The 16753-nt window shown below is 46.2% G+C and carries 15 protein-coding genes; 11 read left to right on the top strand and 4 right to left on the bottom strand.

The genetic code is table 11. The features are described from left to right. Window positions 1-6 precede the first annotated feature (6 nt). From Q1A04_RS00785 to groL, 8 genes are all read left to right on the top strand, one after another. On the top strand, window positions 7-1320 hold the full coding sequence (locus Q1A04_RS00785) for an anthranilate synthase component I family protein (protein WP_299699843.1): 1314 nt from the start codon (window positions 7-9) through the stop codon (window positions 1318-1320). A 74-nt stretch (window positions 1321-1394) separates the two neighbouring features. Further along, window positions 1395-2834 (top strand): tRNA (N6-isopentenyl adenosine(37)-C2)-methylthiotransferase MiaB, encoded by a 1440-nt coding sequence (gene miaB / locus Q1A04_RS00790; protein WP_299699846.1) that lies wholly within the window; start codon window positions 1395-1397, stop codon window positions 2832-2834. A gap of 103 nt (window positions 2835-2937) precedes the next feature. After that, window positions 2938-4215: a sigma-54 dependent transcriptional regulator gene (locus Q1A04_RS00795; protein WP_299699849.1), complete on the top strand. Its 1278-nt coding sequence runs from the start codon at window positions 2938-2940 to the stop codon at window positions 4213-4215. Further along, window positions 4199-4723, top strand: coding sequence for an LptE family protein (locus Q1A04_RS00800; RefSeq protein WP_299699852.1), 525 nt, complete (start codon window positions 4199-4201; stop codon window positions 4721-4723). The genes Q1A04_RS00795 and Q1A04_RS00800 overlap by 17 nt, the downstream gene beginning before the upstream one ends. Window positions 4724-4750: 27 nt before the next feature. Further along, complete coding sequence (locus Q1A04_RS00805; protein ID WP_299699854.1) at window positions 4751-6091, top strand: tetratricopeptide repeat protein; 1341 nt, start codon at window positions 4751-4753, stop codon at window positions 6089-6091. 1 nt (window position 6092) lies between these two features. Then, complete coding sequence (gene secG, locus Q1A04_RS00810; RefSeq protein WP_299699856.1) at window positions 6093-6476, top strand: preprotein translocase subunit SecG; 384 nt, start codon at window positions 6093-6095, stop codon at window positions 6474-6476. 253 nt (window positions 6477-6729) lie between these two features. After that, the gene (gene groES / locus Q1A04_RS00815; protein ID WP_299699858.1) at window positions 6730-7020 is read left to right on the top strand and encodes a co-chaperone GroES; all 291 of its coding nucleotides are present in this window, start codon (window positions 6730-6732) and stop codon (window positions 7018-7020) included. Window positions 7021-7056: 36 nt separating this feature from the next. Then, window positions 7057-8694, top strand: a complete 1638-nt coding sequence (groL, locus tag Q1A04_RS00820; RefSeq protein WP_299699861.1) for a chaperonin GroEL — start codon at window positions 7057-7059, stop codon at window positions 8692-8694. An 86-nt stretch (window positions 8695-8780) separates the two neighbouring features. Here groL and Q1A04_RS00825 read toward each other — a convergent pair whose 3' ends face one another. Both Q1A04_RS00825 and Q1A04_RS00830 read right to left on the bottom strand, forming a co-directional pair. Next, window positions 8781-9371, bottom strand: coding sequence for a hypothetical protein (locus Q1A04_RS00825; protein ID WP_299699863.1), 591 nt, complete (start codon window positions 9369-9371; stop codon window positions 8781-8783). Between the two features lie 159 nt (window positions 9372-9530). Further along, window positions 9531-11117: a peptide MFS transporter gene (locus tag Q1A04_RS00830; protein WP_299699866.1), complete on the bottom strand. Its 1587-nt coding sequence runs from the start codon at window positions 11115-11117 to the stop codon at window positions 9531-9533. Between the two features lie 213 nt (window positions 11118-11330). Here Q1A04_RS00830 and pckA point away from each other — a divergent pair, with 213 nt between their 5' ends. After that, window positions 11331-12947, top strand: coding sequence for a phosphoenolpyruvate carboxykinase (ATP) (gene pckA / locus Q1A04_RS00835; RefSeq protein WP_299699869.1), 1617 nt, complete (start codon window positions 11331-11333; stop codon window positions 12945-12947). Between the two features lie 67 nt (window positions 12948-13014). Here pckA and Q1A04_RS00840 read toward each other — a convergent pair whose 3' ends face one another. Further along, window positions 13015-14532: a hypothetical protein gene (locus Q1A04_RS00840; protein ID WP_299699872.1), complete on the bottom strand. Its 1518-nt coding sequence runs from the start codon at window positions 14530-14532 to the stop codon at window positions 13015-13017. A gap of 47 nt (window positions 14533-14579) precedes the next feature. Here Q1A04_RS00840 and Q1A04_RS00845 point away from each other — a divergent pair, with 47 nt between their 5' ends. Then, window positions 14580-15299 carry a 16S rRNA (uracil(1498)-N(3))-methyltransferase gene (locus Q1A04_RS00845; RefSeq protein WP_299699875.1) on the top strand — a complete coding sequence of 240 codons (720 nt, stop codon included), beginning with the start codon at window positions 14580-14582 and terminating at the stop codon, window positions 15297-15299. Window positions 15300-15310: 11 nt separating this feature from the next. Further along, complete coding sequence (locus Q1A04_RS00850) at window positions 15311-15976, top strand: DUF4159 domain-containing protein (protein ID WP_299699878.1); 666 nt, start codon at window positions 15311-15313, stop codon at window positions 15974-15976. A gap of 123 nt (window positions 15977-16099) precedes the next feature. Here Q1A04_RS00850 and Q1A04_RS00855 read toward each other — a convergent pair whose 3' ends face one another. Beyond that, window positions 16100-16651: a hypothetical protein gene (locus tag Q1A04_RS00855; protein ID WP_299699880.1), complete on the bottom strand. Its 552-nt coding sequence runs from the start codon at window positions 16649-16651 to the stop codon at window positions 16100-16102. Between the last annotated feature and the right edge of the window lie 102 nt (window positions 16652-16753).

A 16753-nucleotide genomic window follows, 5' to 3' on the forward strand; every position in this document is an offset into this window, starting at 1 on the left:
TTTCCCATGTCGAATACCCTGACAATCGGAGCACACGAGTTACCCTGCAGTCTAGAAGATTTCAGGTTAAAAGCCATGGTATGGGCGCAGCAGTTTGAGTTGGTGGCAAGCTATACCTCCAATGGTATACCTTACCCTTATGATGGATTTGAGGATCTGTTGGCCGTATCAAATGGCTCGCCTATTCCACTTCAAGGAGGAGACACGTTCGAAAAACTGCAAAGACAGATCGACCAACAGCAGGGGCTCTTGTGCGGTTATCTGGGGTATGACTTGAAAAACCAGATCGAGAAACTCTCCAGTGACAATCCCGATCATGTGGCTTTTCCTGAAGTGCTTTTCTTTGAACCAGAGATATACTTAAGCTTTAAACATAACAGCTTAACTATCTATTCATCAAGTGCTAATGTGGAAGATATAAAGCAGCAAATTATTTCTACCTCCACTCCTATAAACTTTGAGCCACCCATAATCCAAATACAACAGCGGGTTAAGCGAGACGACTACATCGGCAAGGTGGAACGTATCCGCGACTACATACGCGACGGGGAGGTATACGAACTGAACTACTGCATGGAGTTCTTTGCGGAACAGGTTTCCATACCTTCACCTTTGAGTCTATATCTTCACCTGAACACGCTTTCCCCTACCCCTTTCTCTGGCTTCCTGAAATATCTTGATCGCTACCTGCTTTGCGCATCACCTGAACGATTTCTTAAAAAAGAAGAACGCAAACTTATCTCCCAGCCCATAAAAGGCACCATACGCCGCGGCAGTACACCTGAGGAAGACAAACAACTACAGCACCAGTTGCGGCACGACGAGAAAGAGCTGGCTGAAAACATGATGATCGTTGATTTGGTACGGAATGATTTGCGCCGCTCTTGCGCCACGGGCACCATTAAAGTAGAAGAGATGTTCGGCATTTACGGCTTCCGGCAGGTCTCCCAAATGATATCGACCATCACGGGCGAACTCAGGCCTGAGTCTTCCATTTCGGATGCTTTAAAAGGGGCTTTCCCGATGGGCAGCATGACGGGTGCGCCTAAAATTCGGGCGATGGAACTGATCGAAGAGCTGGAAGTAACCACACGCGGTCTTTACTCCGGTGCATTCGGATACATCAAACCCAATCAGGATTTTGACTTCAATGTCGTGATCCGAAGCCTGCAGTACAATGCCACTACGGGCTATCTTTCCTTCATGGTGGGCAGCGCCATTACTTATGACTCAGTACCCGAGCAGGAGTATGAAGAATGCCTGCTCAAAGCAAAGGGTATCCTGAAAGCGCTGGGACTGGAAAGCTTAGATAGAAATTAGGAATTCCTCTGCCATTCTGTCACGTTAATACAGGGGATTGTAGTATATTTGCACCTGCAAAGAGATTTTAGAGCATGGACCCAATCGTTGATTTAGATTTTATAGATAACCGTACCCCTGAACAAGCCGCTGCGGCAGCGTCTTGCGACACCAAGGTGACGGCAGAAACCAATACAGGCAAAACACGCAAACTCTACATTGAAAGCTATGGCTGTCAGATGAACTTCTCCGACAGTGAGATCGTGTCGTCGATCATGCATGAGCAGGGTTTCGACACCACGGCGCAAATCGAGCATGCCGATGTAGTATTTCTGAACACCTGTTCTATTCGTGAGAAAGCGGAGACAACTGTGCGCAACCGTTTGGGCCAGATCAACTACTTTAAGAAAAAGAAACCGGAAATGGTGATCGGTATTCTCGGCTGCATGGCGGAACGTCTTAAAAAATCGCTTCTGGAGGAAGAAAAAATCGTGGATCTGGTAGTTGGTCCGGACGCATACCGCGACCTGCCTAATTTGATCAACGAAGTTGATGGTGGCCAAAAAGCGGTGAACGTGCTGCTTTCCCGTGAGGAAACCTATGCCGATATTAACCCGATCCGTTTGAATAGCAACGGCGTAAGCGCCTTTATCTCCATCATGCGTGGTTGCGACAACATGTGTTCTTTCTGCGTGGTGCCGTTTACTCGTGGGCGTGAGCGCAGCCGTGATGCCCATTCCATCGTGAAAGAGGCCGAGGCGTTGGTGGCGCAGGGCTACAAAGAGGTTACCCTGCTTGGTCAGAACGTGGACTCCTATAAGTGGGCCTCAGAAGACGGCACAGAGCAGGTAAACTTTGCACAGCTACTTGAAATGGTGGCGAAACTCAGCCCAATGCTGCGTGTACGCTTCTCTACCTCCCACCCGAAAGATATCACGGATGAGGTGTTGTATACCATGAAAAAGTACGACAACATCTGCAAATACATCCACCTACCCGCCCAAAGCGGCAATTCCCGTGTGCTGGAGTTGATGAGCCGCACTTATGATCGCGCGTGGTACCTAAACCGTGTGGATGCCATTCGTGCTATACTTGGCGAAGAATGTGGTATTTCTTCCGACATGATTGCGGGCTTCTGCACCGAGACGGAGGAAGAGCATCAAGATACGCTTTCGCTGATGGATTATGTGCAGTACGACTACTCCTATATGTTCTTCTACTCCGAGCGCCCGGGTACATTGGCCGCCCGCAAGTTGGTGGACGACATCCCATTGGAAGTGAAGAAGCGTCGCCTTGCCGAGATCATTGAAAAACAGCGCGAATGCTCCCTGAATCGCAACAAGCTTGATGTGGGCAAAGTGCACCGCGTATTGGTTGAGAACTTCTCTAAGAAATCCGACCAGCAGTTGAGCGGACGCAACGACCAAAACAAGGTCGTGATCTTCGACAAGAAGCACTATAAGAAAGGTGACTACGTGAACGTATTGGTTAACGACTGCTCCGTAGGCACACTCTTTGGCGAAGCGGTAGACTAATTTGGAGATTTGAAAATTTGAAAATTGAAGATGAATGATAGTATCCTTTGCTCTTCAAAACCATTTTCAAATCTGCACATCTCCAAATCTCAATTCATAAAACATGCGCAATATCGATATACAGAGTATAAAACAGCGCTTTGGTATTATTGGCAATTCACCTTTGCTGAACTATGCCATACAGGTGGCGGCACAGGTGGCCCCTACCGATATGACGGTACTGATAACAGGCGAGAGCGGTAGTGGCAAGGAGTCTTTTTCCAAGATCATCCACCAACTCAGCCCGCGCAAGCATGGCCAGTTCATTGCCATTAACTGCGGCGCTATACCAGAGGGCACCATCGATTCTGAGCTCTTTGGTCATGAGAAGGGCTCTTTTACAGGAGCTACAGACACCCGCAAGGGTTATTTCGAAGTAACGGACGGCGGCACAATTTTCCTTGATGAGATCGGCGAAATGCCGTTGGGCACACAAGCCCGCCTACTCCGCGTGCTGGAAAACGGGGAGTTTATAAAAGTAGGCTCTTCGAAGGTCCAAAAGACAGACGTTCGTGTGGTGGCTGCTACTAACGTCAATCTCTTAAATGCGGTTGAAAAAGGACGTTTCCGTGAAGATCTATATTACCGCCTCAACACGGTGCCTATTACGGTACCTTCTCTGCGCGAGCGTGGAGAGGACGTATATCTGCTTTTCAGAAAATTCGCCTCTGACTTTGCGGAGCGCTACCGTGTGAAACCCATCACCCTGACACCTGATGCGGTAGAGGAACTGCTGAGCTTCCGTTTCCCGGGCAACATCCGTCAGCTCAAGAATATTGTAGAGCAAATTTCTGTACTAGAGTACGACCGTGAAATAGACGCTGCCAAGTTGCGCCACTACCTCCCACGCGAAAAGGGCGGTAGTCAGGTGCCTGCCTTGTTAGCCAAAGAGCCGGGAGCAGATCAGTCTTTCTCGGAGCGTGACCTTTTGTACAAAGTGCTCTTCGACATGCGCCGCGATGTATCGGAACTTAAGAAGTTGGTGTTTGAGTTAATGACACGTCAGCCTAACGACCATGAATTGTTGAAAGAGCATGGCCATTTGTTTGAAAATATCGAACAAGTGGGCCAAGTGCGCTCATACAAGTCTAGTGAGCAGCCAGAGCCTTATTACCTGCCCATGCAGCAGGCTAGCCGCGACGAGGACGACTACGAAGAGAAAGTGGAGGATATTCCGCACGAAACAGAGGAAGAGAGCCTGTCGCTTGAATCGAAAGAAAAAGAAATGATTCTGAAGGCCCTCAAGAAGCACAACAATAAAAGAAAGTACGCCGCCAGTGATCTGGGGATTTCTGAAAGAACATTATATCGAAAACTCAAGCAGTATGATATTGAGAACTAAACATCTTGCTTTATCCTTGCTAGTACTGGTGGCGCTATGCTGCAATGCCTGCGGGGTATACTCTTTCACGGGTGCGACGATATCGGCGGATGTCAAGACGATATCTATCCAAAACTTTGAAAACAGCGCTGGGGAAGGTCCTTCTAACTTAACGCAAATCGTTACCAACAACTTTAAGAACTATTATCAACGAAACACCAATCTAACCATTTTGCAGCGCGATGGCGATTTGCAATTGGAAGGACAGATTATTAGCTTTACACTGACGCCGGCCGCCGTGCAGCGCGATGGTAACATCGACCAAGCCACGCTCAACAGACTGACAATGGGTGTACAGATTCGCTTTGTGAACACAAAGGACCCTGAGCAGGATTTTGATCAGCAGTTTACAATCACGGAGGATTTTCCTCAGAATGTGGATATTACAAATATTCCGCCTTCAGCCATCGAACTTATGAGTGAGCGCCTTATAGCGGAAGTATTTAACAAGAGCGTGGCCAACTGGTAGTCATTTTTGAGCGACAGCACCCTTTACATGAATAAATCCGCCTTTCTTAAACTGATACAGCAGGCATCCAACATCACTGACCAGCAGCAAAATGAGCTGGAACAGGTGGCGGCCGCCTTCCCCTATTGCCAGACGGCTCATTTGCTGCTGGCAAAATCAGCTTATGACAAAGGCAGCATGCTCTCTACCCAGCGCTTGCGCCGTGCCTCATCCTACGCCACAGATCGTCAGTTGCTTAAGCGCATCATCTACACCTCTCCTATTTTGGAAACTGTGGCTATAGCAGATGAGCCTATTGAGGAGCAGGATGACGAAGCAGTACTGACAAATGATCATTTATCTGCTCATGATACAGATAATATTCAAGAAGTAGACACTGCTGTAACAGTAGGTGAAACTAGAGCTGAGGAGATGTCTGATCAGGAAGAAACCTTGGAAGAGGTATATACTCCTACTGTTTCGCTCCCTGAGCCCTATCTAACTGATATTGAAGACGTAGTCGAGGAAGAGAACCCCGAAGCGGAGATAGACTCTGAACTAGCCCTGCTCTTTACATTCAATAGCATCAGTTCCTCTTCAACGGATTTGCTGAGTGAGCGCGAATTAGAGGAGACAAGTACAGATCAACTCGAGCAGGAAACAGAGGTCGGCCATTTTGCAGAAACGGCTGAAGCCCTTGACGAAATTGAAGAGTCGGAAGGAGAGACTATCGACGTTGCCGATATTGAGACGGTAGAAGCGTTTTCAGAAGAGCCTATGCCTGAGCAAGTAACTGAGAAAGCACTTGCTATACCTGAAGAGACAGCCATACTACCTCCTACCAGCGAGTCAGAACTATTTGAAGAGGAGGAAGAGCAGCCAGTAATTAAGCCGGAGGATGCTGAGATCAACTATTCCTTTGATGAGATTGATCGACTATATGCCGAAGATGCTTTAGGTTACGCGATGGGATCTAGCCGTATGGGCGAAGTACTGCAGCTGAAGGACGACTATACCCGTCCGCGACCGCAAAGTTTCCATCCTGAGCTTATCCTAGAATATAGCAAGACCCACGAACTCGAAAAAGCGATACAGCCAACGGCCAATGTACTAAGCCATCAGCTTAACATAATTGATCAGTTTTTGAAGCTCAACCCAAGGCTCAAGACCATGGCCAGCGTGAAGCTAAAGCCTGAACCACAGGAGGATTTGTCGCTTAAGAGCTCTAAAATAAAGAAAGGGATGGCTTCCGAAAGTCTAGCCTCCATCTTCCTCAAACAGGGTAAGACCAAAAAAGCCCTTAAAATTTATGAGCAGCTTATTTTGAAATATCCGGAAAAAAAGTCTTACTTTGCCGAACAGATAGAGAAATTACAAAACATAACATAAAATGTATATCGCCCTCATTAGTATCATTCTTTTCATTTGCGTACTTCTTGTACTGGTAGTATTAGCTCAAAATCCTAAAGGCGGTGGACTTTCCAGCCAGTTTGGCGGAGGCGGTGCCAGCCAGCTAATGGGTGTGAAGCGCACAGGCGACCTGCTTGAGAAATTGACTTGGGGCTTTGCCATCGCTTTAGTTGTCCTGACACTGAGCACACACATGATGATCGACACATCAGGCGACACAACTATCCGCAGCGTGAATGAGGAGCGTGCACGTCAGTCTGGTATGCCAGCTGCCCCTGCTGCCCTTCCGGGTGCTGAAGGTGAAGAAGACATGTCAATACCGGGTGCTGCTGATATTCCTGAAATGGTTGACACTGCCAAGTAAGCATAAAACCAATATAAAGAGAAGCCGGCCTTTTGGGTCGGCTTTTTTGTTTCATACCGCTTCCATTCTGACACTGTCATTCCAAGCTGTCCCTTATCTGACAGAGCCTGTCAGGTTTGTCAGGTATAAAGTTCCTCAAAACTGAAAAAATGGCCTGAAATGGCAGAAAATGAGGCTTGGCACAGGAAATGATAGAAGCTGTATGGTTTCAACGTTAAATCATTAACCACAAAAAATAAAAACATAACAAACTATGTCAATCAGCATTAAACCATTAGCAGACAGAGTGATCGTAGCTCCTGCTGCAGCAGAAGAAAAAACGAAGTCTGGCATCATCATCCCGGACACTGCTAAAGAGAAACCACAGCGCGGCGAAATCGTGGCTGTAGGCGAAGGCAAAGTATCTGAGCAAGGCGCTCTGATGAAGCCACAGGTTGCAGTAGGCGACCAAGTGTTGTATGGCAAGTACGCAGGTACTGAGATCTCAGTTGATGGCAACGACTACCTGATCATGCGTGAGTCAGATCTTTTGGCTATCCTTTAATCTATTCTATTTAATTAAAACCAAAGCAATATAACTATGGCTAAGAACATCACATTTGATGCGGACGCTCGCCACAAGATTAAGTCTGGCGTTGACAAACTGGCAAATGCTGTAAAAGTTACCTTGGGTCCAAAAGGCCGCAACGTAATCATCGATAAGAAATTCGGTGCCCCTACCATCACGAAAGACGGTGTTTCAGTAGCGAAAGAAATCGAGCTGAAAGACCCTATCGAAAACATGGGTGCGCAACTGGTAAAAGAAGTAGCCTCTAAAACTGCTGATCAAGCTGGTGACGGTACTACTACCGCCACTGTATTGGCTCAGGCTATCTACACAGCCGGCATTAAGAACGTAGCGGCTGGTGCCAACCCAATGGACCTGAAGCGTGGTATCGACAAGGCGGTTCATGCTGTAGTAGAGAACCTGCGTTCGCAGTCTAAGAAAATTGAGAACTCTTCTGAGATCTCTCAGGTAGGTACTATCTCTGCTAACAACGACGCCGAGATCGGTAAAATGATCGCAGACGCGATGGACAAAGTTGGCAAAGACGGTGTGATCACTGTGGAAGAAGCCAAAGGTACAGAGACTGAGGTGAAGACTGTAGAAGGTATGCAGTTTGACCGTGGTTACCTCTCCCCTTACTTTGTGACCAACGCAGAGAAGATGGAAGCTGAGTTTGACAACCCTTATATCCTGATCTACGACAAGAAAGTTTCTACCATGAAGGAATTGCTTCCAGTATTGGAGCAGGTTGTTCAGACTGGTAAAGGCCTTGTAATTGTATCTGAGGATGTGGACGGTGAAGCACTTGCTACGTTGGTAGTAAACAAACTGCGTGGTTCCCTGAAGATCGCTGCCGTTAAGGCTCCTGGCTTCGGTGACCGCAGAAAAGCTATGTTGGAAGACATCGCGATCCTGACTGGTGGTACTGTGATCTCTGAAGAGCGCGGTTACAAACTGGAGAACGCAACACTTGACTACCTAGGTCAGGCTGAGAAGGTAATTATCGATAAGGACAACACGACCATCGTAAATGGTGCTGGTCAGAAAGATGATATCGTAGCCCGTGTGAATCAGATCAAGTCGCAGATGGAGTCTACTACATCTGACTATGACAAGGAAAAACTGCAGGAGCGTCTGGCTAAGCTTTCTGGTGGCGTTGCCATCCTTTATATCGGTGCTTCTACTGAGGTGGAGATGAAAGAGAAGAAAGACCGTGTTGACGATGCATTGCACGCAACAAGAGCTGCTGTTGAAGAAGGTATCGTAGCCGGTGGTGGTGTTGCTTTGATCCGTGCACTGGATGCCCTGAACAACATCGACGTATACAACGCAGATGAGCAGACAGGTGTGAGCATTATCAAAACAGCATTAGAGTCTCCGCTTCGTACGATCGTAGCTAATGCTGGTGGCGAAGGTTCTGTAGTGGTACAGGCTGTGCGTGAAGGCAAAGCTGACTATGGCTACAATGCTCGTGATGACAAGTATGAGAACATGTTTGCGGCCGGTATCATTGACCCAACCAAGGTTACGCGTCTTGCGCTTGAGAACGCTGCTTCTATCGCTGGTCTGCTGCTTACTACCGAGTGTGTGGTATCAGAAGAGCCTTCTGAGGAAGGTGGAGCTCCAGCCGGCATGCCAGGTGGCATGGGCGGTATGGGTGGTATGATGTAATCAAACATTCCCATAGAACAATAAGTATAAAGCCCCGGGCCTATTGGTCCGGGGCTTTATGTTTTATCAGGGTATGGCAGGCAAGCTTACAAGTCCTTGATTAGAATGGTGACCGTATGCGGCGCCGTTTCATCGCCGCCGAAATATGGGTATAGCTGATAGCCAAGACCAGCCGCGCCAACACAGAACCGTGGCATACTAACCTGTGTGTCGTTTACGCGGAAAATATACTCCCGCTCCCCTATTTCCAACTCATACCTACTCGATTTCTCCAATTCAACCGTTGTAATATAGGCTGTGTTACGCTTTTTGTTTTGATAGGTATAGGCATGTATCTCCAGCCTGTTTGCGTACCAGCGCCAACCAAAGCGGGCGCTGTTACTGTGGTGGTCTGATCCGCAATCAGACATGCCGTACAATTTGTTGATGTCAGCCTGATTCTTGGGATCTGTTGTTGCGTAGACAGCTGAATTGTCAAATGTTGCCTCAAAGCGCATCACAGGGCTTTCTATAAACTTAAAGGGGCTCTGTGTGGTATGCTGTCCCTGCGGGATGGTATAAGTAACGGCAATAGGTTCCGGTGGCCTTGGCTGAACTTCAACGGTCTCTACTTCGCAGGATACACAAAGGAGCAATAGAGCGGCTGCAGATAGCCGCTTTATCAAAAAAGAAAACATGACAGACGTAAAATTGTACTATATGAAATTATTAAAGGGTATAAAGGCTTAAAGAGAGGCCATTAAAATCGGTTCGCAATATCAAAAATTGAATTATAAAAACAAAAAGGCCTACACAATTAAATGTGCAGGCCTTTTAGCTTTATACTATTATTAAGATTAGTGAATGCCGTGCATCCACTTACGCATAATCGGTGTGAGCAGCAGGGCCAGTACGGCAAAGCCGAAGGCCACATAAGCGATTTGCTCAAATACGCCCGTGTACACCATGAGAGATGCCATACCTGTGGCAGCCTCGCCTTCACCACCGCTCACGGCAGTAAGCTGGGCGATTAGACCTGCGATATAGTGAGCGAAAGATGAAGACAAGAACCAAATACCCATGATGAAAGCCACGATCTTCTTAGGAGAAAGCTCCGTCACCTTAGACAGGCCCACAGGTGAGATAAACAGTTCACCCGTAGTGATGAACATATAACCTAGAATTAAGAACCAGATTGATACGCGTCCATCTGTATCCGCATAATTTGCGCTCCAAGCGAAGATCAGGAAGCCAAGACCCAGCTGTGCTATACCTAGTGCAAACTTCACCGGAGTGAACGGATTTACGCCCCTCTTTGACATAAACACCCACATGGCTGAAAAAGGAAGTGCAAATAATATGATAAAGAATGGGTTAATTGAGTTTGTCTGAGCCGCATTCATAAAGGTCAGATTCACGTTACGCTCTGCAAACAGTGTGAGGGATGAACCCGCCTGCTCAAAGAATGACCAGAACACCGTAATGAAGAAAGTAAGGAGAATCACCACAAAAAGGCGCTGACGTTCCACGCTATCCACTTTCACCAAGTTATAGATCAACACAAGCGTGATAACGGGAAGCAATATGTAGTTCATCACAATGTGCATGATCGAACCATCAAAAACAGTTTCACCGAAACCTGGTAGATCAAGTGTGCCATTGAACAACAGTAAACCGAACACAGGAAGCGACAAGAAGCTTAATATTGTTACCCAAGCCTCTTTTGTGACACCAGCAACACGTTCCTTAATAACAGTTGGCTCCGGAGGTAGGCCATTGCTACCGAACACGCCACTGCGGCCGCCCTGCCAGAACATAACCAAGCCTAGCAACATACCTATACCAGCAGCTCCAAAGCCGTAGTGCCAGCCGTAGGTCATACCTAACCATCCACAAACAAGCGGGGCTACCATAGCACCGATATTGATACCCATGTAGAAAATAGTGAAACCGGCGTCGCGACGGGTATCACCTTCTTTGTAGAGCGTTCCTACCAAAGTTGAAATATTTGGCTTAAAGAAACCGTTACCTACAATCAAAAGGGCAAGAGAACCGTAGAAGAAAATAGGATGCTCGATAGCCAAGGCAAAGTGGCCTAGCGCCATCAAGACGGCACCCAGCATAATAGCTTTTCGATAACCCAGCAGTTTATCGGCAATCATGCCGCCAATTACAGGCGTCGCATAAACTAAGGCGCCATAAGCTGCGTAGATACCAATTGCTATTTCATCACGATTTGAAAAAGACTCAAACAGGTTATTTACCATGTATAGCACCAGCAGGGCACGCATACCGTAAAAACTGAAGCGTTCCCAGAGTTCAGCGAAGAACAGATAAAACAGTCCTTTCGGATGCCCGAACATCTCTGGTCCGGTCGGATCAGCGCCAATCGGGGCATTTTGCTCACTTACTTGGTCTGTAAGCGTATGTTCTTTATAAGACATAGGTTTTTGTTAATTGATTGTTTAGTTTAGTTGAGCGTACAAAGAAGGTAAATATATCGGTTTAAACGAACACAGACAAATATTTTTTGGCTTACGGCACGCTGAACGGTTCCTTTTTTAATTAATGCCTCTTATCTTATTTAAATATCTAATATTTTATATTTTTGTACCACAGTTGTGAAACAAAACTTCACTTAAACCCTTTATTTTCAAATGAAAGAATCTGGTAATAAATCAGGTACAGTTGGTCTTGAAAGCCTGGGCATCAAAGAAGCGCAGGAAGTACTTTGGAACCTCACTCCTGCTGAGTTGGTAGAAGAGGCACTTAAAAACGGCGAAGGCGTGCTGACAGACACTGGGGCACTAATGTGTGACACAGGCAAATTCACGGGTCGCTCTCCAAAGGACCGCTTTGTTGTGAAAGACGCCAAAACCGAGAATACAGTGTGGTGGGGTGACATCAACATCGCCTTCGACCCAGAGAAATTCGACAACTTGTACAACAAGATGGTTGATTTTCTGAAAGACCGTCGTCTATATGTGCGTGACGCCTATGCCGGTGCACACCCTGATTATCGTCTGAACCTGCGCATCGTTAACACACAGGCATGGCATAACCTCTTCTGCAACAATATGTTCCTGCGTTTAACGCAAGAAGAGCTTAAAGACCACAATCCTGAGTTCACCATTATCTGCGCCCCTGAATTTGAGGCCGATCCTGAAGTAGATGGCACCCGCCAAGCTAACTTTGCCATCATCAACTTCACCCGTAACATCATCCTGATCGGTGGTACAGGCTATGCTGGTGAGATGAAGAAAGGTATATTCGGGGTGTTGAACTACATCCTGCCTGAAGAAAAGAACACCCTGTCTATGCACTGCTCGGCAAACGTAGGCAGAGAAGGTGACACGGCTATTTTCTTCGGTCTGTCAGGTACTGGCAAGACTACCCTTTCCGCTGACCCGCACCGTGGCCTGATCGGTGACGACGAGCACGGCTGGACAGCAGACAGCGTATTCAACTTCGAGGGTGGCTGCTACGCCAAAGTGATCGACCTAACGCACGAAAAAGAGCCTCAGATCTGGGATGCCATCCGTTTTGGCGCTATTGTGGAGAACACCCGCTTTGTTGAGGGAACACGCACAGTGGATTATGAGAACAAGTCTGTAACGGAGAACACCCGTACTGCTTATCCTATTCACCACATCGACAACGCAGTAGAGCCATCCAGAGCGGATATTCCGAAGAATATCTTCTTCCTGACCGCTGATGCGTTTGGCGTACTGCCTCCGATCTCTAAATTGAACACGAGCCAAGCCATGTACCACTTCATTTCCGGCTATACAGCGAAAGTAGCAGGTACAGAGGTTGGAGTTACGGAGCCTCAAACCACTTTCTCTGCTTGCTTTGGTGCCGCCTTCCTACCGTTGCACCCAACCAAGTACGCCGAGATGCTGGGCCAGAAAATGAATGAGAATAACGTGAACGTATGGCTGGTGAACACTGGCTGGACAGGTGGTCCTTACGGCGTTGGCTCGCGCATGAAGCTGCCTTATACCCGTGCCATGATTACGGCTGCCCTGAATGGCGAGCTTGACAACGTGGAATACACCAAGCACCCTATATTCGGTGTGGAAATGCCAAACGAATGCCCACACGTACCAAATGAAATCCTGAACCCGCGCAACACGTGGTCTAACAAGGAGGAGTACGATGCGAAGGCTACTGACCTTGCTTCTAAGTTTGTGAAAAACTTCAGCAAATATGCTGACTACGCAAACGAAGACATCTTGGCAGGAGCCCCGCAGGTAGAGGTTTCTATTGACTAATCCTTTTTATTAGGTATAGAAAGCCTCCTTGCTTCGGCGGGGAGGCTTTTTTGCTTTATAGCCTAGTCTATCGCTCATTTAAAGCTAATGTAACAATAACGCCATCATTGTATTTACTAACCTTGGTGATATCGTACTCGGGCAGATGAGTCTCTACCAGTTCTCGCAACTTAGGCAGGTCACCAAACCAAATAACAATTTTATAATCAGTTCTTTTTTTAAAGTTTTCACTAATTCTACCTTTCGGTCCGCCTGTTACCCTATATACCCCATACACATCATTCACATAAAGCTTTTCTGCAAAATTTGAATATAATATGGGCTCCCTGAACGTGTATAAGCTGGCATCGAAGCTTTTAGCTGCTTTGATAAGCTCGGAGCTCCTTGTACTCAGATCGCTATACCCTAAAACTCCTGCTTCTCTGGATCTTTTAATGTAGTGCAGGTACGCAAACAGGTTATAAGTTATTATTAAGCATAATACTAGGAAAAACCCTGCTTTATAAGTATATCTACTGCTAAGGGGCAAAAATTTAACACTATAGGTAATAAGCAATAAGAAAGTGACAAAAGCAGGAGCCGTTAACCTATAGTTAGGAGCATCGCTTGACTGCAACATGGCGGACATTAAAACTATCGCCAAGTGGCTTATTGTATAAATAAGCAATATTAGCAGCAGTCTCCATTGTTTTACTCTTAAATTTATAGCTATAAGTATTTTGATTATCAATATAGTGAATACCAAAGCAGTTACTAGAAAGGTGATAACACCGCCATACCTGAAAGTCAAAGGTGGAAGAAACCACTCCCAGCAGGCATTGGCAAACTGAAGTACGGTGTATGTAACATTTGTCAATTCAGTTGTTCTGCCAGAGCCAGTCAAAGTAGAGTTTATGGCATAATTCCTAAATAACCACAGGATAAGAGGAAAAGAAGAGAGGGCAACAAAAACTATACACTTCTTGAACTTCGCAAGTTGGTTGCCATTTGTAAAGAATAAAATAATTAGTCCAGCTAATGCTAAATTTATAACACCTACGTACCTTGTGAGCGCGCTAAGACTTGCCAAGATCAGGCTTAAATAAAAAAATCTTCTAGCTTGGTGTGTTACATACTGATTGAGGTTTATTATGAATAAAAGTGTAATCAGAATAAAAGCAGGTTCGGACCATAAGTAAGAAAAAGTCTTATAGACGGGAGGAGAAATTATGAGCACTATAGTGCTTAAAACACACAGCAATTTAGATTCTGTTAACCGAAAAGCAAGTTTTGAGAAATTATAAACGACAAGAATATAAATAGCCGCATTTAAAAATCCGTAATAAGAAAATATATACTCAGACTTAAGAAAATACCCAGTTGAAAGGATAATGCTAAAGAAGGGGGGCCAATCTGAAAGATACTCCCGTCTAAAAGGAAGATATAGATTTTTGTTTAAGTACAGACTTTCAGCGGATGCCCAATAAGATATTGAATCAGACGTTAAGCCTAAGCCATACTTAGCTATACCTATAATATATAAAGTAGCGGCTATGGTTAAGATAGGAATCAAAAATTTTGAAAAACCTTTTTCCAGTAGGAACATATTGTCAAAATTAAACAAAAGTAACAAACTTCCGTCAAGAGTAAAAAATGCATTTATTCTACACCCCCGACATAGCAACCGACCATTATACCCTTTCCGAAGACGAATCGAAGCATTGCACGCGTGTCTTGCGCTTGCAGCAAGGCGACACGGTATACCTTGTGGACGGGCGTGGGGTAAGGTATACAGCTATAATTCAGGATGCGCATCAGAAGAAGTGCCAGCTGCAGGTGATTGACAAGCAGATCGAATACGGCAAGCTCCCCTACTACGTGCACATCGCCGTGGCGCCGACCAAGAATATGGACCGCATCGAGTGGTTTGTAGAAAAAGCAGTAGAGATTGGCGTGAGTGCCATCACTTTTCTGGAATGTGAGCATTCAGAGCGAAAGCAATTGCGGTTGGACCGTGTCGAGAAAATAGCCGTAAGCGCTATGAAGCAGTCACAGAAAGGCTTTATGCCTCTTTTAAATGACATGACTCCATTTCAGCATTTCATTAAAACCTGTATACCTGAGGACACCTTTATTGCGCACTTAGAAGATGATGCCACCAAGTCGATCAGGGAGTATTACAGACCTGACAGACAACATTGCATTCTGATTGGGCCTGAGGGAGATTTCTCACATGAGGAAATCCAAGCAGCCTATGCCCTAGGTATAAAACCCGTGACGCTGGGTCAGAGCCGCCTCAGAACGGAAACTGCCGCACTGGTAGCTTGCCATACCCTAAACGTGCTGCACGACATTTACGCCCCCTTATCATAGCGAAAGAAGCCATGAAGCGAACCATTTTATGTATTTGCATTATCCTGTGTTGCGGTCTGATAGCCGCTCAGCAAAAGTATAGCTTTAAAATAGCCAAGCTCAAGTATAACGGTGGCGGTGACTGGTATGCGAATAAAACGGCATTGCCCAACTTGATTCGCTTCTGCAATCAGAATTTGAACATGAACATTGCCCCAGAAGAGGCCGTTGTAGAAGTGGGAAGCCCTGAACTGTTCAGCTACCCTTTCGTACACATGACGGGACATGGCAACGTGGTTTTTTCGGATGCCGAGGCGCAGAACCTTCGCAACTACCTCATTAGCGGAGGCTTCCTGCACATCGACGACAACTATGGACTCGATCAGTACATCCGCAAGGAAATGAAAAAGGTGTTTCCGGAATATGAGTTTGTGGAGCTTCCCTTCGACCATCCGATATACAGCCAAAAATATGTGTTCAAGAATGGCTTACCCAAGATACACGAGCACGATAACAAGCCACCACAGGGCTTCGCTATCATACACAAAGGCAGACTGGTATGCTTTTATACCTACGAAACTGATTTAGGAAATGGATGGGAAGACGCAGAGGTACATAACGACCCTGAGAATAAACGGCAAGAGTCACTTCAAATGGGCGCTAACATTTTAGCTTATGCTCTAACGCAGTATTTATAGGTACTGTCTTCACTTAATAGTACCATAGCTAGTTGAAGTATTTTTCAATTTAGAACTAAGAATACAGAGAAACGGTTACTTCATTCTTAATTCTTTATTTCTAATTATTAATTCAGCAAAGCCTTAGTACTGCTTCCTATTGAAAATCTCTGATAAAATGAACGCCTGACGGATCGATTGGGGGTTGTGCAGCAGTTCTCCATACACGTTCGGTACTACTTTTCTCTCCTGCTTCTTTATTTCATATAGCGCGTCAGCGGCTTCTATTCTATCTTTCCTCTTCTTGTTATAAAGACGGGCTTGCTCAGGATCCTCCAGAGAAAGCGCTCGCATAGGTACACGCTCTTTTGCTGCAGGCTGCATAACAGGCTGTAAAACTGGTTTTGGCTTTTCCACAGGTGGTCTGTTCTGCTCATTTACCCGCTCCATCTTTGTCTGCATTTCCCGCAAAATATCCTCGAAGGAAGTGGCGGGTGCCGATGGCCTTTGCTGCTGCCGTGGCTGTGGCTGCTGGGTAGATATGGGCCTTGGCGCGGGCCGTTCACGCTGTGGCTGCTCCTGCGGTGCGTCAGGGCGCCCATCGTCATCAGGCGTCTTAAACGCTTTGCGCCAAGCCGTGTAGATGAAATATGCTACAATGGCCAATATGTATAGGATCAGTTTAAAATCTTCCATGCTGTCAGTATCTTATCAAATATAGCAGAAATAAAGTATTCTGCCCACATACTTCACTCATATTTATACTGCTGTGGTGCGCTATGGTAAACAAATTAGTCT

The organism is uncultured Pontibacter sp., assembly GCF_947499215.1.
Lineage (GTDB): Bacteria > Bacteroidota > Bacteroidia > Cytophagales > Hymenobacteraceae > Pontibacter.